Origin of the sequence: Ferruginibacter sp. SUN106 (assembly GCF_050611765.1) — a bacterium.
Classification (GTDB): Bacteria; Bacteroidota; Bacteroidia; order Chitinophagales; family Chitinophagaceae; genus Ferruginibacter.
This window is the reverse complement of sequence record NZ_JBODJC010000006.1, coordinates 178,783-197,314: the sequence shown is the minus strand read 5'-3', so window position 1 is coordinate 197,314 and position 18,532 is coordinate 178,783. Positions and strand designations below refer to the sequence as shown.

Annotated in this window: 17 protein-coding genes; 7 read left to right on the top strand and 10 right to left on the bottom strand. The window is 37.6% G+C overall.

Going from position 1 to position 18,532, the window contains the following annotated elements; translation table 11 throughout:
* Positions 1-2 precede the first annotated feature (2 nt).
* The 3 genes from ACQ334_RS23170 to ACQ334_RS23160 form a co-directional block, all read right to left on the bottom strand.
* Positions 3-572 (bottom strand): hypothetical protein, encoded by a 570-nt coding sequence (locus tag ACQ334_RS23170; protein WP_430990666.1) that lies wholly within the window; start codon positions 570-572, stop codon positions 3-5.
* A 9-nt stretch (positions 573-581) separates the two neighbouring features.
* On the bottom strand, positions 582-926 hold the full coding sequence (locus ACQ334_RS23165; protein ID WP_430990665.1) for a hypothetical protein: 345 nt from the start codon (positions 924-926) through the stop codon (positions 582-584).
* Positions 927-988: 62 nt separating this feature from the next.
* Positions 989-3,436 (bottom strand): penicillin acylase family protein, encoded by a 2,448-nt coding sequence (locus tag ACQ334_RS23160; RefSeq protein WP_430990664.1) that lies wholly within the window; start codon positions 3,434-3,436, stop codon positions 989-991.
* A gap of 345 nt (positions 3,437-3,781) precedes the next feature.
* Between ACQ334_RS23160 and ACQ334_RS23155 the strand changes: the two genes are divergently transcribed.
* Positions 3,782-4,393, top strand: a complete 612-nt coding sequence (locus ACQ334_RS23155; RefSeq protein WP_430990663.1) for a tRNA-(ms[2]io[6]A)-hydroxylase — start codon at positions 3,782-3,784, stop codon at positions 4,391-4,393.
* A 25-nt stretch (positions 4,394-4,418) separates the two neighbouring features.
* Here ACQ334_RS23155 and ACQ334_RS23150 read toward each other — a convergent pair whose 3' ends face one another.
* From ACQ334_RS23150 to ACQ334_RS23140, 3 genes are all read right to left on the bottom strand, one after another.
* Positions 4,419-5,420 (bottom strand): GSCFA domain-containing protein, encoded by a 1,002-nt coding sequence (locus ACQ334_RS23150; RefSeq protein WP_430990662.1) that lies wholly within the window; start codon positions 5,418-5,420, stop codon positions 4,419-4,421.
* 66 nt (positions 5,421-5,486) lie between these two features.
* Entirely contained in the window at positions 5,487-6,353 is an 867-nt protein-coding gene (locus ACQ334_RS23145) for a hydroxymethylglutaryl-CoA lyase (RefSeq protein WP_430990661.1), read from the bottom strand.
* Complete coding sequence (locus ACQ334_RS23140; protein WP_430990660.1) at positions 6,341-7,333, bottom strand: helix-turn-helix domain-containing protein; 993 nt, start codon at positions 7,331-7,333, stop codon at positions 6,341-6,343. Before ACQ334_RS23140 ends, ACQ334_RS23145 begins: the two co-directional genes overlap by 13 nt.
* A gap of 222 nt (positions 7,334-7,555) precedes the next feature.
* On the opposite strand from ACQ334_RS23140, the gene ACQ334_RS23135 reads away from it, so the two are divergent.
* Both ACQ334_RS23135 and ACQ334_RS23130 read left to right on the top strand, forming a co-directional pair.
* Positions 7,556-8,398, top strand: a complete 843-nt coding sequence (locus ACQ334_RS23135) for a hypothetical protein (RefSeq protein ID WP_430990659.1) — start codon at positions 7,556-7,558, stop codon at positions 8,396-8,398.
* Positions 8,399-8,725: 327 nt separating this feature from the next.
* Positions 8,726-9,256, top strand: a complete 531-nt coding sequence (locus ACQ334_RS23130; protein WP_430990658.1) for a hypothetical protein — start codon at positions 8,726-8,728, stop codon at positions 9,254-9,256.
* A gap of 15 nt (positions 9,257-9,271) precedes the next feature.
* Here the strand turns inward: ACQ334_RS23130 and rlmB are convergent, their stop codons facing one another.
* From rlmB to ACQ334_RS23110, 4 genes are all read right to left on the bottom strand, one after another.
* Complete coding sequence (gene rlmB / locus ACQ334_RS23125) at positions 9,272-10,036, bottom strand: 23S rRNA (guanosine(2251)-2'-O)-methyltransferase RlmB (protein ID WP_430990657.1); 765 nt, start codon at positions 10,034-10,036, stop codon at positions 9,272-9,274.
* Positions 10,037-10,127: 91 nt separating this feature from the next.
* Positions 10,128-11,381: a methionine adenosyltransferase gene (gene metK / locus ACQ334_RS23120; protein WP_430990656.1), complete on the bottom strand. Its 1,254-nt coding sequence runs from the start codon at positions 11,379-11,381 to the stop codon at positions 10,128-10,130.
* 100 nt (positions 11,382-11,481) lie between these two features.
* A complete protein-coding gene (locus tag ACQ334_RS23115; protein ID WP_430990655.1) occupies positions 11,482-12,969 on the bottom strand; it encodes a DUF4270 family protein in 1,488 nt (495 codons plus the stop codon).
* Positions 12,970-13,002: 33 nt separating this feature from the next.
* Complete coding sequence (locus ACQ334_RS23110) at positions 13,003-13,815, bottom strand: glycogen/starch synthase (RefSeq protein WP_430990654.1); 813 nt, start codon at positions 13,813-13,815, stop codon at positions 13,003-13,005.
* 108 nt (positions 13,816-13,923) lie between these two features.
* On the opposite strand from ACQ334_RS23110, the gene panC reads away from it, so the two are divergent.
* The 4 genes from panC to ppk1 all read left to right on the top strand — a co-directional run bounded on the left by panC (position 13,924) and on the right by ppk1 (position 18,486).
* The gene (gene panC, locus ACQ334_RS23105; RefSeq protein ID WP_430990653.1) at positions 13,924-14,769 is read left to right on the top strand and encodes a pantoate--beta-alanine ligase; all 846 of its coding nucleotides are present in this window, start codon (positions 13,924-13,926) and stop codon (positions 14,767-14,769) included.
* A 65-nt stretch (positions 14,770-14,834) separates the two neighbouring features.
* Positions 14,835-15,860, top strand: coding sequence for a lysylphosphatidylglycerol synthase transmembrane domain-containing protein (locus ACQ334_RS23100; protein WP_430990652.1), 1,026 nt, complete (start codon positions 14,835-14,837; stop codon positions 15,858-15,860).
* Positions 15,832-16,323 (top strand): D-glycero-beta-D-manno-heptose 1-phosphate adenylyltransferase, encoded by a 492-nt coding sequence (rfaE2, locus tag ACQ334_RS23095; protein WP_430990651.1) that lies wholly within the window; start codon positions 15,832-15,834, stop codon positions 16,321-16,323. The genes ACQ334_RS23100 and rfaE2 overlap by 29 nt, the downstream gene beginning before the upstream one ends.
* A gap of 96 nt (positions 16,324-16,419) precedes the next feature.
* Entirely contained in the window at positions 16,420-18,486 is a 2,067-nt protein-coding gene (gene ppk1, locus ACQ334_RS23090) for a polyphosphate kinase 1 (RefSeq protein ID WP_430990650.1), read from the top strand.
* The last annotated feature ends 46 nt before the right edge of the window (positions 18,487-18,532 follow it).

Genomic DNA, 18,532 nt, shown 5'->3' with positions numbered 1-18,532 from the left:
TATTATCCATTCTTTGGCATTTCTTCCAGCCAGTAAATCACCATCTTTTTATTTGAAAATTGTACCAGGAGATTAAAATTAACCGTCTCTACCACAAATACCGGCTCCTCAATATCAAAATTAATAATAGCCCAGTAATAGCTCAGCTCCTTTTCTTTTACTTTTCTTATCAGTGGAGTGGTATTGCCTACATCTGTGATAATTTGTTTCCACAGCGTCTTAAAATCTTCCTTATCCTGGATCAGTTTGCCATTTAATACTTCCAGGGTTTGTTTTTTTGTAATGGTATCAGTAAATGGTACACGAAATTGTACATTACCGGCTTTTATCTTTCCTATGGTAGGATTCTCTTTATAACGTTTCCATAATCGTGGGCCCATAAAAACAATGCCGTCGAATAAAGAATAAGTTGCTGTTGCACTGTTCAGTTCCATTTGTAATAATGTACGGGCATTATTGTTAACCGCTGCTTCTTTCTTTTTATATGCCACTCCTTTAGGAATTACTACAGAATCCTGGGCATGAAGTGAAACAGTTAAAGCAATTAACGCAACAGTAAATAATTGTTTCATAGTTACAATTTATTTTGATTTTCTAAGCAAAGAACCGCTTAATGCTCCAAGGCCAGCCACCAGTGCGCCAACTATTGCAGTGGCTAAAATCAACAGGTAAGGGCTATCGATTTTTAAAATCAGCAGCGAAACTTTTTGCGCCAATATGTGATCATTATTGCTACTCATCCAATAGCTTAAGCCTCCCCACAATAAAAATAATGCTAAAAAAGCAGTAAAAAAAGCTTTACCCGGCTGCAGAGGGATTAAAGCTGCTACAACAAATGCTGCAACAGCTATACTCCACCAGGGAAGAAAAAGACAGGCCGCAAAACTTAACAATGCAGTAAGTATAAGAGAAGTGATGAATTTCATTTCAGGTAAATTAATTTGTTAATTGGTTTATTGGTTAATCAGGAAGAACTATTTAAGCCACATCAGCTTTTACTAAAACTCATTACTGCTTTTACACGGTTGTCCTTCTCCTCACCTTTTGTCATCATCCACAGTGTATAATATTTTCCGTTGGCCCATTGATCAACAAAATTATCATAGTATTTACTGCCGGGATTGCCACTTTGCCCACCGGGATACACACCATAAGCTTCTGTTTTTTGTGTCAGGCTTATTACCATACGCCAGCTGGGCCCGTGTTCCGGCTTTGCTGCATTAATACAATGTGTGCCGCCGCCAATTGGTAAGTTCATCCTGTTAAATGGTACCAGTATCCTGGCAAGGTGAGTAAGGTGCGTTCCTTTATGTTTTTCCCATTCCAGTTTACCTTCAAGCTCTGATTGCTTTAATTGCACCGCAGTTTTTTTAAATGCTGCTGTTACTTCATCTGCAAGTGTTTCTGTTTGTGGTGTGGTAATATTATCTAAAAATTTGTAAGCAGAATCTTTTAGTATTCCTTCCAGTAAAGTGCTTTCCACAGGTAGCAATGTATTTTTAGGCGCTTTTGCATATTCGTCTTCATATACAGTATCTTTAAAATTATCCCATAGTTCTTCAAAAACTGTTGCACCTTTTGAACCGACATCGTTCCTTATATTCCAGTTTTGTAACAATGTAAAATACTTTTTTTCATCACTGTTTAATTCATTCTCTTTTATTGACTTTAAAAACAAAGGCATTACCATTGCTGCTACTGTATTATGATTATCAGTTTGCAAAGCCATCATATCCTGCGGTGTTATATTGCTCATTGCAGTAAGCCGCTTATTAATTTCAATACCACGATACATCGGGTAACTTTTTCCAAGGTAATAAGGATAAGTCTTATCATCAACCGGTTTTTGATTGGCACTGCTGATAAAGCCCCTTTCCGGGTTGTATTGATAAGGCACTTCATCCTGCGGAATCATGCCCTGCCATAAATAGCTACTATCTGTACCCGGCATTATAAAATCGCCCTGGCCTTTCCACTTGGCCGGCCAATCGCCCTGTGTACGAATTGCAATATCTCCGCCCTTGCTGGCAAAAGCACAGTTTTGTCCGGGTGCATGAAAATTAACCACTGCCTCTTCATAATCGGCATAATTTTTTGCACGGTCAATTAAATTAAAATATTTCAGTTCATTGCTGGCATCATGTGCTTTCCAACGCACGGCGTAATATTTATGGTTATCAATTCTAACGCCGCCATAAGATTTATCAAACATAACCGGGCACCAGTCATTACCCAACTGTACATACGCTACTGAATCAATAAAATCAGGTTTGCCTTTTATTTTAATTGTATCTACTCTGAATGTTGTGGCATGATAAGTACCATTAAATAGATATTCTTTGCGGCTATCATCTTTAAACTGTATTTCATAATAATCTCTTACATCTCTTCCCCCATTGGTAACACCAAAAGCACAGCTGTCATTAAATCCAATGATCACTCCGGGAGAACCGGGAAAAGAAACACCATAAGCATTAAACTGCGGTGTTGAAATCTGTATTTCGTACCAAAGCGAAGGAAGGTTTAATCCTAAATGCGGATCGTTACATAAAATCGGCGCACCACTTTGAGTTTTTTTACCGCTGACCGCCCAGTTATTACTGCCATTTTCCCTGTCTGGTTTTTCTGTTTCATTTGCTGCAACCGAAGTATTTAAATAAGCTGAATCTGCTGCAACCGGTGCTTTGGGGAATATTTTTTGTGTTGGTAAGACTGTCCCTTTAGGAATAATGGGATCCAGAGAGTCCTGTATTGCAGGATACAGTTTTGCAAAATCAGCTTGATTAAAAAAACTTTTTGCATTGGTCATCTCCATATCATTTTCAGTTGCGGCCAGCTCGTAACACATGTATTTTAAAAACAAAGATGTTTTCAAATTTGTCCATGGCTCGGGCTGATAACCAATTATTTTATATTCTATTGGCAATGTACTTTCTGTTAACGAACTGATGTAGGAATTGATACCTGCAGTGTAAGCATCACATTCAGCTTTAATCACCGGGTCTTTTTCCATTTCTTTTTGTGCTATTTCAGCAGCATATACCATTCCCAGTCTCCTGAATTCACGATCATGATTCAACCCTTTTTCACCCAGTATTTCACTGGCTCTTCCCCCTGCGGCAAAAGTCTGGAGCTCCATTTGCCACAAACGGAATTTTGCATGCAGGTAACCTTGTACAAAATAGGCGTCGTTTTCCTGCTCTGCAAAAATGTGCGGTACCAAACGATCATCCAGGTAAACATTTACTTTACCATTTAATTGTGGAAATTTAAGATCAGCCGTAAAATCTTCGTTTGTTTTTTCGGCATTTTGCCAAATACCATGTTGCGGACTTAATAATTTACCTAATGGTGCCTGCAAAAGCATTGTGGTATTCAATATAGTTATTAATACTACAGTAATAGCTGCAGTAATAATGGAGAAAGCAATCCTCATAAAGTATTTTTATTGTAGTGTAATTTAACGAAAATAATTTATCCATGAAAAATACTGCAAACAGGTAGTGCAATAATAGTTTGTTGTAAAAAATACAACTAAAAGGGTATTGTACGGGTTTAAAAGATGTAGCAATTTTACATCAGCTAATAAGTAATCGCTAAACCTATCACAATATGCTGTCTGCCGCTTTCAGTTTCAGTAAGAGCTCCCGGAATGTGGCAACTATACCACAAATACAGACAGCAATAACATCTTAAAAACGGGGACTCTTATCCGTACTCCTTTTGTATAGCAAAAAAATAAAAACTGCCTTTTAACAAGGCAGTTTTTTATTTTTGTATTATGAAAGAAGAAACCATCGATGTAAAAAATATCCTGGGCTTAAAATTACCTACCGATCCCCGCTGGGTAAACCTGGCAGAAATAGAACTGGAAGAGATACTAACCGACCATGCTTATTGCGAACAGAAAGCAGCCACTACCTGCATATCTTTAATACAGCGTTATCCCGACAGAACTGAATTAGTGGAGGAACTATCGCCAATTGTTACAGAGGAATGGGGACATTTCAGAATGGTATTGGCGGAACTGAAGAAAAGAAATTTACAATTGGGCAAACAACGCAAAGATGTTTATGTAAATAAATTGCTTGAATTTCAGAAAAAAGATGGCAGTGTGGAAGATCGTTTTTTAGACCGCCTTTTAACAATGGCATTAATTGAAGCCCGGAGTTGCGAACGTTTTAAACGATTGAGTGAAGGATTAGATGATGAATACATGCGTAATTTTTACAGAAAATTTATGGAGAGTGAAGCCGGCCATTATACTTTATTCATCAATTTATCAGAACTGTATTTACCTAAGCCAAAAGTGCGGAAGCGATGGAGTGAGTGGTTAAAATATGAGAAGGAATTAATGGAGAGTGCGGAAGTGAGAGGAGACAGAATACATTAGGATTTCGGATTTATGATTTGCGATTTTAGATTTGTTTTGGATTGAAGTATTCCTCTTCTTTTGCAAAACTTAAATAGGGATGTTTGTTTTGTAAATTTTTTATTTTAGTGAGGTTAGTTTGCTGAAATTTTTTGTGTGCTTCGGATGTTGAGTTAAATGGTTTATGGCTGATTGCGGCATTGATCTCATTGATGGCTATCATTAACTCCTGCGTAGTTTCATCAATACAGCATGCAACAAATTTCTCCCACACATAATTAGTAGCAGCATAATTCGGATGCACCATATCTTCTGCAAAAAAACGATAGTCCCGTAGATCGTCAATCACTAATTCGTAAGCAGGAAAATAAAAGACATCAGCAAATGTTTCTGTTACAAGATGAACGGCATTGATTAAAGCCGCTTTGCTGCGGTTATTTTCTACAAAACCTTCTCTTAAATGTCTCACCGGGCTGATGGTGAAAATTACCTTTATTGAAGGGTTAAAGTTTTGTAATTGCTTAATCATTTCATTTAGCAATTCAGTTACTTCAGCATTACTTAGCAATCTTCTGTTGAACCAATCTGCCGGTGCTTTATGATTATTGGCTGCAACGGCTCCTTGTTTTGCATTAGCCGCTTTTTCCGATAATTCATATACCCATGCTGAGCCCAAAGTAATTACTACAAAATCCGTTTTTTTTAAATAGCTGTGTGCCACATTGGTTGAAGCATTTATTTTATTCACCGCTTCTTCTTTGGTAATGCCCGAAAAACGGCTGTGGTGCTGCCAGCTATGGTAAGCCTCATTTAAATAAAACAAATCTTCTTCCTTAATTATTTTATTTACAATATAATTTTCCAGTGCTTCCTTTACACTCACGGGATTAAATAAAATACCATTGGGGTTTTGCAACACTGAAAATTTGTGTGCAACTAATTTATCACCGATATTTTCGGTAAAGCAACTGCCCACCAGCAACAATTTATGCTGATGGTTTATTTTTTGTAATAACTGTTTTGGAGAAAATTCTAAATGAAAATTCATGGTTGCCACTAATTGCACGAATTTACACTAATGTTTTTTATTCGTGATCATTAGCGACATTTGTGGCTAAATAAAAATTTCAGCCGCCATCCTGCTGCATTTTTCTAATGCCTCCGTATTTAATCCTAAGAGTAAGTTCAACCGTTCAAAGTAAGGTATCATCAGTTCTGTATCCATGTTGCCCACCAGTTCATCATCTGCCATGGGGCAACCGCCAATGCCTTTTAAAGCGCCGTCAAAACGTATACAGCCTGCTGCCAGTGCCGCATCCACTTTTTCTTTCCAGTGTAATGCTGTTGAATGGAGGTGCACACCAATTTCAATATCCGGTAATGAGTCTACTAAATATTTTGTTACGCTGCTCACCTGCGCTGCTGTTGCCAGTCCTACAGTATCAGCCAGTGAAATTATCTTTATATCCATCGCCACCAGTTTATCCACCCAATCAAAAACAATGGCTTCATTATACTCATCTCCGTAAGGATTACCAAAACCCATAGAAATATATACTACCAATTCTTTTTTATTTTTAACGCACAGGTTTTGTATCTCTTCCACTCTTGCTAATGATTCAGCAATAGTTGAATTGGTATTTCTTTTTTGAAATGTTTCTGAAACTGAAAATGGAAAACCCAGGTAAGTTATTTCATCGTACACCACTGCATCTGTTGCACCTCTTTCATTAGCTATAATAGCCAGCAGTTTTGATGTACTACCTCCCAATTCCAAATTACCAATTACTTTACCGGTATCTGCCATTTGCGGAATTGCTTTTGGCGATACAAAACTTCCGAAGTCAATCGTATCAAAACCCACTTTCAGCAATGCATTGATATATTCAATCTTTTTTTCTGTGGGTATAAAATGCAGCCAGCCCTGCATAGCGTCGCGGGGGCATTCTATTAACTTAATTTTCTTATCTATTTTTTGCATGCCTGTACCCTGTCTCTTAGTGTTTTAAAAAATTTAACCCTTTCTTTTTCTCCTGTACCACTTATCATTACCGAACGGCTAACGAGATTATTAAAATTATCAAATGTTTTTTCAGTAAACTTTTTATCCATTGTACTGATGTACTTCAGCACAATATAATTAATGAAAGAAATGCGATGCCCGTCTAACTCCACCATAATGCTGTTATTACCTAAAATAATTTCGTTGATATATAATTTTAAACTGGCTTTGTAACCAGCCTCTCCTGCGCCAGGTAAAAACTTAATACCTTTTTCTGCCTGCTTTTGTAAATGTTGCAGCATGGCATCACAACTATCCACAACCAAAGCAAGATCTTCTTTAGTATCAAAAATACCTGCATCACGATAATATTCTATTTGCAAAATGGTACTGTTGATACTTTCGTAATTCCATAATTCAGATGAAGGCATCTCATTATACCCCTGCAGAATTTTTTGCCCCATGGCAAATGATTCTGACACGTCGTAGTTTTTTATACTGAAGGTTTTGCCATCGTATACCGGATTATTTAAAATGCTCTTATCCCAAAAGAATGCCTTAAAAGCGGCAAGCTCTTTAAAATAAAAAAAATGAAAGAAAGGTACATCCTTGCTCAGGTACAACATTTCCTTTTGTTTGGCCTGCTTAAATTGTTCAAATACCTGCAGCAATCCACCAAGATATTCTTTAAAATCTTTTACATCATTATCAGCTTCAGGGTCGGTAAATAAAATTTTATTGCTCCGCAATTGCAATACCTGGTCGAGTGATAAATTGAATTTTTCGCAAAGCAATTTTAATTCATCCAGCGTAATAGGTTTTTCGCCACGGAGGCGCCGGTAAACGCTATCATAGCTGATATCAAGTAATTCAGCCAGCGTATCTACTAATGAGATATGTGCAGGCAATCCTTCCTTTATATAGGCAAATAACTCTTTTTGCAGGTTAGGCTCTGTCATACAAATTAAATTTACGGATTTTCCGTAATTATAAAATTTTGTTTATCATAAAATGCAGCTGCAAGGCAGAATAAATCATATTTTTCTGCAATCTCGTTTTGCGGCCACACTTATGTGCACCGGCTGGTAAAAAACCACACTGTTGATTTCAACACCTGCTTAATCAATTATATTTCCGCAGCAACCGCTGCTAGTTTTACCAGGTAATTAAACAGCAGCATCATGAAAAAATTATTCCTCTCAGCAACACTTCTCATCTCGCTTTTTGCCGCAGCGCAAAACGAAAGACATAATTTTTATGTTACCGGAAAAGATAAAGGGTTTCATTTTTCCTCACTAACCGTAAAAGCGCAGGCATTTTTTCATGATGTATTCCATAAAAAATTCCATTTCATTATTGCTGGTTCAGATACAGAAGCTACTCAAAAAATAGCCAGGATATTAAACAGGCATCATGGGATGATCGGTTCATTATGGTTCGACAGCCACGGCCTTTACAAACAAGGCTACTCTTCTTTTCATATTGGCAGCAACGAATTCAGTTATAAAAATATTAATGACAGTACGGCTACTACCTGCCTGCAACAGTTGAAAGTGTATTGCGATCAAAATACCAATATTGGTATTGGCAGTTGCTATGGTGGCGCCACATTTACCTTTCCCGGTAATGAACATGCCCCTGCGGGAAGAATGAATGGCGATTCGCTCATGATGGGTATTGGAAAAATATTCAGCAACAGTACTATTTATGCAAGTGAAAGTTGGGTAATGAATAAGCCGGGAATATTTGGCGACAACTTTGCCTTTGCCGGTTATCCCTGGGGCAAAAAATATAAACAATCAGTTTGGATGCCGGTTTGGAATTACCTGGGCAACTGGAAAAAATATAATAACAGCACTGAACAAATGCTGAGTGTAAATACTGTGGCGCTGGATAAAAAAGGCAATATCAATATCCGCAGCAGAAATTACCTGGAACTGGACAAAGCCAAACGCAAACAGCAAAAGAATCTGGCTAAACTGGAAGTAGCCGCCAATCAAAAATCATCAACAAACGAAAATTAAAAACATGTACCTGAGAGAAAAAAATAAAAGAAGATTCTACCTGCTTGTATTGTTCTGCATGATGCTGATATAAAAGAGATTGGTTACAAAACTATACCCCCATCTTTTTACTACTGAATTATCCCCGTGGCAACAAATACCATCAAGCCCTCAAATACCTGCCTGCAGGCATTTTGAGGGCTTAATTATAATTTCCGGTATTGCTGAATAAATGTACTTACCTTCAATATATCTCTTCCCCGGAAACAAGTGATTACTGCCCTCTTTTTCAATACCGGTTTTTACAAATTGCTCAGTTGTTTTTCACTACAACTTAAAACTTTAATTATGAAAAGGATCATCGGCCTGTTTATGCTCAGCATTGTTTTATTTTCCTGCAGTGGGTACTACAAAGTGCTAACTGTAAAAAGTACTGCTGCAGCTGATTGCATCCATACCCTGGAAATGAAAAACAGGTATTTTATTTTGCATAGCGACAGTTCGGTTTTTGCAATGGAAAATATTTCATTGCCTGACAATAAGAATAAAATACAATGTTCGTTGGTTGCCCTACCTGAGATGCATACACTATATCCGGGTAGCAGCAATCCTAAAAAATTAAAATACCAGATGGGTGGCGATGAGTATAACGGAGCTGTAATTTTAAAAGAAGTACACTTATACCTTTCAACGGGTAATACTTTTGCAGCCGGCCTGGCCGAAATTGCAATTGCAAAAATAAATACGATAGAAGTGTTGGAAAAAGACAAACAAAAAACAAGAAGGCATCACGTGGTTGGCTGGGCTTTGGGTATTGGCTCTGCTGCGGTAATAGTGGCACTTATTGCAGCTGCCAGCCTCAGTAAAATGACGCTTTAAACTGGCAGCCTTTACTTATCCCCGTTGCTTCATGGCTTCATATAGTATGATGCCTGTGGCAACGGACACATTTAAACTTTCAAAATCTCCTGCCATAGGTATTTTAAATTGTTCGTCGCAGATCTTCATTAAGGCTGGGTAAATCCCTTTGTCTTCGCTGCCCATTACAATTGCCGCAGGTGCTACAAAATCAAGATCGCTGATATTTTTTTCTGCAGTCATTTCACTGGCATATACTTTAATACCATTGAGGTGCAGGTCATCAACTGCTTTCATTAAACTATTAACACGGCATACTGCAATCTGCTCCAATGCACCGGCGGATGTGGTAATCGCATCTTCGTTTAATGCCCCCACTCCTTTATCAGGGATGATGATGGCATTTACGCCAAAGCAAAAAGCACTTCTGGCAATACCGCCAATATTCCTGATGTCAGTAATGCCATCTAAAATTAAAAACAAGGGTGTTTCACCTTTATCAACAATAAAAGAAATTACAGACTGCAGATCCTGGTATTGTATTTTTGAGATCAGCGCTATACACCCTTCATGATTGCTCACATTAAAGTTGTTCAGCTTTTCCACCGGTACTTTATTAATGGGTACCAGGTGTTCATCGGCTAGTTTTTTTATTTCATCAATCACTTCGCCATGCACCGTGGTTTGCATGTAAATACGTTCCAGTTGTTTGCCGGTTTGCATAGCTTCAATAACGGCTTTACGGCCAATTACAAGGCTGCTTTTTTTGGGGCGCTGATGTTGATGTTTAAAATTTCTCACAGTTCAAAATTAATCTTTATTGCGGCAATAAAAAACCATCCCGCCAAAATGGACGGGATGGTTCTCATTTCATTTATAAAAAATTCAGGAATTATAAACCGAAAGCTTTCTTCACTTTTGTTACATAATCCAGTTTCTCCCAGGTAAACAATTCTACTTTTTTAGTTACTTTTTTACCATCAGGAGAAGTAAATGTTTTTTCTACGATCTGCGGTACACGGCCCATATGGCCATAAGCTGCAGTTTCGCTATAGATCGGGTTACGCAATTTCAATCTTTGTTCAATAAAGTAAGGACGCATATCAAAAACGCCTTCTACTATCTTGCCTATTTCGCCATCAGTCATGCCCACTTTTGCAGTACCGTAAGTATTTACGTTGATACTGGTTGGTTTTGCCACACCAATAGCGTAAGATACCTGTACCAATACTTCGCTGCATAAACCTGCCGCTACTAAGTTTTTAGCAATATGCCTTGTAGCATAAGCTGCAGAACGATCTACTTTAGAAGGATCTTTACCACTGAATGCACCACCACCATGAGCACCTTTACCACCGTAAGTATCTACAATAATTTTACGGCCTGTTAAACCGGTATCACCGTGAGGGCCACCAATTACAAATTTACCTGTAGGGTTAATGTGGTATTTAATATCGCCATTGAAAAGTTTAGCGTATTTCTTATACCTGGTTTTCATCCTTGGTATTAAGATATTGATCACATCAGCTTTAATTTTTGCCAGCATTTTTGGTTCGCTGTCAAAATCGTCATGCTGTGTAGAAATTACAATAGCATCAATACGTACCGGTTGGTTATTATCATCATACTCTAATGTAACCTGGCTTTTTGCATCCGGACGCAGGTAAGGCATTTTAGAATTCTTTTCCCTGCGGATAGCTGCTAATTCAATCAATAAATTATGAGCCAGATCCAACGCCATTGGCATATAATGTTCTGTTTCATTAGTTGCATAACCAAACATCATCCCTTGGTCGCCGGCACCCTGTTCTTCTTTCTTTTTCTTATCAACACCCTGATTAATATCAGCACTCTGTTCGTGAATGGCTGATAATACACCGCAACTGCTTGCTTCAAACATATATTCACTCTTGGTATACCCGATCTTGCGGATAACACCACGTGCAATTTCCTGCACATCTAAATAAGCTTTACTTTTTACTTCACCTGCTAATACCACCTGGCCTGTAGTAACCAAAGTTTCGCAGGCTACTTTACTATTGGCATCAAAAGCAAGGAAATTATCAATTAATGCATCGCTGATCTGGTCAGCAACTTTATCAGGATGTCCTTCACTAACAGACTCTGATGTAAATAAATACGGCATATTGTTTTTTTTAAGATTGCAAAGATAAGGGTGCTGTAGTTAAAGAACAAAGTCTCCCTGAAGTTTAGGGAGACTTATACACCTATCTTAATAAGTTATTTTAAATTTTTGAATACACCAACCTCAGGCGCAATTTATAATTCGCATTATTACCACCTCCTACTTTAACCCTGCCAAAAGCTAAACGGTTACTTCCGCTTCGCCTGGCATCATCAAATGGAGAGGCATATTGAGGATATTCAGCCATATAGGGTGCATATAATCTCAGCTGATAATTAGTTGTATGTTTTGTAACTATCTGTTGTACGTATCTTGTTATATTAAAATTATAAGCCTTAATGGTATTACCAAACTGGTCAGTCTTATCCTTTGCATATCCGCCATGGTATAAAAAGTCAACTCCGGCTGAAGGGAAAAAAGTATTCAATTTAAAATCCGGGTCGTAACTAACATTTGGGTTCAGGTCAAAATAGATAGGTTTCCATTTTGTGGTTCCTGTATCTTTTAAATCTATATACAAGAAATTAGTTGGCGTATAAATTACGCTGGATGGATCCGGTATCTGCTCTACTATAATTTCTGCCCTGTGAATTATCCTGTTGGAAATAGTTGCTAAAGCAGGAATATCAAGATTTGCATAAGTACCCGGACTTGTTTGCAAATAAATTTCACTGGGTGCTGGCGTTAATACAGGATGCCCCGAACGATTGCGGATAACATTATTGGCAGTAACAGAACGGGTATCTCCACTACTGATCAATTGCAAAGCAGTGTATGTGGTATCTACAACCCCACCATTTTTTCTCCTGAAATGTACTTCCAGTTTAGAGGAACTATCGGTAAAATTTGTATAAAGCAACCCGTTTCCACTACCATTTACTGTTACAGCAAAACCATTATTAAAAAGCCTGAAAAGAGAATCAGACCTGAAAAAATTATTAGTTAATACGTTGGTGTCGAGCGCAAAAAACTGGCTGGCCACAGAAGGTGTAAATTTGATACGGATCTGATTTTTTACCGAATCCTTTCCATTAGCATATTTTACATAGTTACCCAATTTTCTCACATCAATGGTGGCATTGCCCAACACGCCAGCTACATTTGGTGCATAATTAATATTTCTTGATTGGCTGATAGAATCCCATAACCCGTTATTGTGAAAAATATTCTGAATAGCATTTGCCTGCAACTGAAGCGGAACAGTACTATCTCCCCAAAACCCTTTATAACTCAAACAAAGTACAACAGAATCAAATCCTACTATTGTATCCTTGGCATTGCCATAATAAAACGGATAAAAACCAGGCTTGAATTGTGTATAAATGTTTGCGGTGGTTGCACCAAATAAAGGGTCATTAGGAATTTTACCCAACACATGATCGTCAGAATAATTCACTATAGTGGAATCCTGGTCAAAAATACCTTGTGTGGTGTTAATGGTAAGAAGAGTATCAAAAGTATTAACATTATCCACCGCAGGCAAAAGATCACTGCCAATATCAGTGGTATCCAACTTACTACAGCTCCAGTTAATAAATATAAGAAACAAACAAGCAGTACTTGCTATCGACAGAATACGTTTTTGCACAAAAAAAAATTTAATAAAATGTGTTGGTTTTTTCTATTTGGCAAGGTCGGCATATAATTGCAAATAGTCTGTTAAATCACTTTCAGCATTATACTTCACAATCTTCTTTCCCTTTACTTTTGAAAATTCTTCTACCAGTTTTTTATCCGCTTTATCCGTACCAAAAGTTACCGCATCTGCAAAAGTTGCACCTCCTTTAAACATGGCTGCATTATTTGCATCTTTAAAAGGCTCCAGTTCTTTTTTGGTAACATAATCGTTAATGGTAGCCAGCTTTAAAAAGTCGGCACCCAGTTTATCTTTAAATGTATTTTCACCAATCGTATACACTACTTTGCAATTACCAAATACAGGTTCTTTTTTGTAGGCATTCTTAATGAACATGGGAATTAAACCGGTCATCCATCCGCTGCAGTGAATAATGTCTGGAGGCCAGCCGAATTTTTTCACCGTTTCCAATGCTCCTTTACAAAATAGTACCGTCCTTAATCCATTATCCTCAAACCATTTATCTTTTTCATCAGTAAATACCGATTTGCGCTTAAAATAATCTTCATTATCCAGGAAATAAATCTGCAACCTGGCGTTGGGCAAAGAAGCCACTTTGATCATCAAAGGGTAATCATCATTATCAATAGAAACATTGATACCCGATAAACGAACCACTTCATGCAACCTGTGCCTCCTTTCATTAATAGTACCAAAACGAGGCATGATACACCTTACTTCCATACCACTGTCATTCGACTTTACAGCCAGCTTATTCACAATCTCTGCAAAATCCGTAAGCTCCAGATAAGGCGACATTTCATTGGCAATAAATAAAATTCTTTTCTTTGTTGACATTTTGCGCTAAGTTAGTTGCTCGTTTAATTTTCTAAAGGAGTGCAAAAGTACGAATTTTATTTGGGAAATTGAGATTGCACAAGCCCTTGAAGCCTAATAATCACTAAAATGATACTATTTAAGAAAATTGCCGAACTGGGCGCTTTTATTGCAGAACAGAAAAAAAAAGGCCGGATTATTGGCTTTGTGCCCACTATGGGAGCGCTTCACAATGGCCATATATCATTAATAAATAATTCAAAACAACTGGGACAGCTTGTAGTGAGCAGCATTTTTGTAAACCCCACCCAGTTTAACGATGCCAAAGATTTTGAGAAGTACCCGGTAACGCTGGAAAAGGACATCGACCTTTTAGAAAAAAATGGTTGTGAAGTATTATTCCTGCCATCGGTTAAAGAGATGTACCCTGACGGTGTAGCCAACCTGCCTCATTATCAATTGGGTTATTTAGAAACTGTTTTGGAAGGCAAATACCGCCCCGGGCATTTCCAGGGTGTTTGCCAGGTAGTGCACCGGCTATTACATGCCGTGCAACCGGATCAATTATTCCTGGGCCAAAAAGATTACCAGCAGTGCATGGTAATAAAAAAACTGATTGAACTGGAGAACCTGAAAATAACTGTTGTTATTGGTGCTACTTTAAGAGAGCCTGATGGGCTTGCCATGAGCAGCCGGAATATGCGCTTAAATAATGTGGAAAGAAATCAGGCCGTTAAAATATCCGAGACATTACAGTTTATAAAAAAAGAAATCAGGCCCGGTTATATAGAAGACTTAAAAGACAGGGCTGTACAATATTTAACTGCAGAAGGTTTTAAAGTAGACTATGTTGAAATTGCAACTGCCGATACTTTGGCACTCGTACAAAACTGGGATGGTAAAACTCCATTGGTTACACTGGCTGCTGCATATTTAAACGAAGTAAGGCTGATAGATAACATGCTTATACCATAAAAAAATAATCATTATCATTTTATATTTCAATTGTATTAAATAATCTATTCGTAATTTGAGCCGGTATGCAAAAACGGTTAATTTCAATACTTAAATACGCATTTTTTTTAGGGTTAGGTATTTTTTTAGTTTGGTGGAGCCTTCATAAAATGAGTGATGAAAACTACCAGAAGTTTATCACGGCTTTAAAAACCGCCAATTATTATCTTTTGATCCCCGTATTTTTTATTTTATCTGCCAGCCATATCAGCAGGGCTATAAGATGGAAAATACTGATGAAATCAATGGGCTACAACCCCAAATTGAGTAATACTTTTTGTGCAGTAATGGTAGGCTACCTGGCCAATTTTGCATTTCCCCGCCTGGGAGAAGTATTAAAATGTACCATACTGGCTAAATACGAAAAAGTACCTACCGATAAATTAGTAGGCACCATACTGGTAGAAAGAGCCGTTGATGTTCTTTCTTTTTTTATCGTCATTATCATTTCTCTTTTAACGCAAGCCCATATTGTGGGTACCTATGCAAAAGATTTTATTAATGAATATTTTTTGTCGCAGGATACCAGTACTGCCATACTTAAAGTTTCGATTATACTGGTATCGTTGGTTGCTATATTCTTTATAACCAGGTTTATTTTTACAAAGTACCTGCACATAAAATTTGTACAGCAGCTGAAGAATATTTACCATGGTGTTATTGACGGCTTGCTTAGCGTAAAGCGGCTTAAAAACAAATGGGCCTTTATTTTTCACAGTGTTTTTATCTGGAGTTGCTACCTGGCCGGCACATACGTAGGTTTTTTTGCTATCGAACAAACCAGCCACCTGCCCGTTCTATCTACATTTCCTGTCTTAGTTTTTGGTACCGTTGCCACAATGATCACTCCCGGGGGCATTGGCTCCTATCCCGAATTATTAATGAAAGCCATGCTATTATATAATGTAGAAGAAGCTTTTGGCAGTGCTAACGGTTGGTTACAATGGTCGGCACAATTTATCATAATACTGGTTGTTGGATTTATATGTTTAGCAGTGCTGCCTTATTTAAATAAAACGAAAAATGAAATCAGTACAGTCAATACCCAATAAAATTTTCACCCTGCCCGCTTTATTGCAACAACTAAAACGTTGGCGGCTGCTGAATAAAAAAATTGTATTCACTAACGGTGTATTTGATATTTTACATGAAGGGCATATAGCTTCTTTAAGTGATGCTGCCGCAAACGGCAATGTTTTAATTGTGGGTGTAAATGCTGATGCATCTGTAAAAAGATTAAAAGGTGAAAGCCGCCCGGTAAATAATGAAAATTCCAGGGCATTGCTTTTAGCATCGCTGGTGATGACGGATGCGGTAGTGATTTTTGAAGAAGACACCCCTTATAATTTAATTACTGCGATACTACCTGATGTGTTGGTTAAAGGTGGCGACTATACGATTGAAACAATTGTAGGGGCAAAAGAAGTCATTGCCAATGGTGGCGAAGTAATTATAGCCCCTATCCTTGAAGGTTTTTCTACTACTGGTATTATTGAGCGTATGAAAACAACCTGAATTTTGCCGTCATAAAATATCATTATAACTTAACATAGCATTTATAATTTGGTTACATTACTCCCTATAATTTAGCACAATTAAATTTTTCTTTCAGTGCCAAAACAAAAAACGATCATAAGGGATATCAGCTGGCTTTCATTTAACGGCCGGGTATTACAGGAAGCAGCAGACGACACTGTACCCTTGAGAGAACGTATCCGCTTTCTCGGTATCTTTTCCAATAACCTGGATGAGTTTTTCCGGGTAAGGGTAGCTACCTTAAACCGCATGATCGCTTTAGGTGAAAAAGGGAAAATGCATCTTGAAATTAATCCCCGTTTAATTCTTGAAGAAATACAGGAGAAGGTATTAGAACAGCAAAAAGAATTTGACCGGGTTTGGAACGAAATATTGCGAGAACTGAAAAAAGAAAAAATATTTTTAGTTACCGAACAAAAACTAAACCGGGTACAGCAAAAATTTGTACTCGATTATTTTAATGAAGAGATCCGCAGCAATGTAGTACCGCTGATGATGGAAAGCATCAGGGAATTTCCTACCCTTAGTGATAAATCTATTTACCTGGCCTGTACCCTTTCTAAAAAAGATAAGAGCATTGCAAAAAAATTCGCATTGGTTTCGGTACCGGCAAGGCGTTTGCCCCGGTTCGTTATATTGCCTTCAAAGCAAAATGAAAAGCATATCATTTTACTGGAAGACATCATTCGCTTTTGCTTACCACATATTTTTTCTTTCTTTGGCTATGACACTTTTTCTTCTGCTATTATAAAAGTTACCCGTGACGCAGAAATTGATATTGACAATGATGTATCTACTTCCCTCATTCAAAAAATTGAAAAAGGTTTAAAGAACCGTAAGAAAGGAAAAACGGTTCGCTTTATTTACGATAAAGAAATTGATGCTTCTTTATTGGCTTACCTGGTTAAACGTTTAGGTTTAACGCATAAAGACAATCTTATACCCGGCGGACGTATACACAATTTTAAAGACTTTATTGATTTTCCGGAGTCAGTATTTGCTAAAAAAAATCCACGCAAAAAACCATTTATTCATCCGGCATTAAAAAATGTAAGCCGCACTACGGATGTTATTTTTGAAAAAGATATACTGCTCAATTTCCCTTATCACAGTTTTGATACCGTTATCGACCTGTTGAGAGAAGCAGCTATTGACCCCGAAGTAGTAAGCATCAAAATGACCTGCTACCGGCTGGCTCCCCGCTCTAAAATCATTAATGCACTTACCAACGCAGTTCGTAATGGTAAACAGGTAACAGCAGTATTGGAATTAAGAGCACGTTTTGATGAAGAAGCCAATCTTGAATGGAAAGAAGAACTGGAAGAAGCCGGCGTAAAAGTTTTGATTGGTGTGCCCGATATGAAGGTGCATGCTAAAATATGTTTGATAAAAAAGATGGTGAACAACAAACCGCTGCTGTATGGCTTTGTAAGTACCGGTAATATTAATGAAAGAACAGCCCGGGTGTATGGCGATCATTGTTTATTAACTGCCGACAAAAACATTATGGCCGATGTAAACCGTATCTTCCATTACCTGGAACAACCTAAAATGAGGCCACATTTTTTAAGGGCCTGCAAAACAATTATTGTAAGCCCGGCAGGCATGCGCAGGCAATTAATGCAGCTGATTCAAAAAGAAATAACAGCAGCAAAACATAAAAAACCTGCAGCTATAACATTAAAATTAAATTCGCTCAGCGACGAAATTCTGATTGAAAAATTATACGAAGCTGCAAAAGCTGGTGTAATAATCAATATGGTGATAAGAGGCATTTTTTGCATGCTTACAGAAAATGCCAAATTTAAAGAAGTATACGCCATCAGTATTGTGGATGAATACCTGGAACATGCAAGGGTAATGATCTTTCATAACGATGGAAAGGAAAAAGTTTTTATTTCCAGTGCCGATTGGATGGTAAGAAATATAGACCACCGTGTAGAAGCAGCCTGCCCTGTTTTCGACAAAAATATTCAGCAGGAATTAAAAGACATTATACAGATACAGTTAAGCGATAATATTAAAGCAAGAATTTTAGACAATACCCTCAGCAACCAATATGTAAACCCACGCAACACCAAAAAAGTACGCAGCCAGCTGGAGACGTACAACTATTTGCATAAGAAATCTCTTTCCAGTTAATTTGTTAATTGGTTTACTGGTTTATTAGTAAATTCGTTTTGGTGTG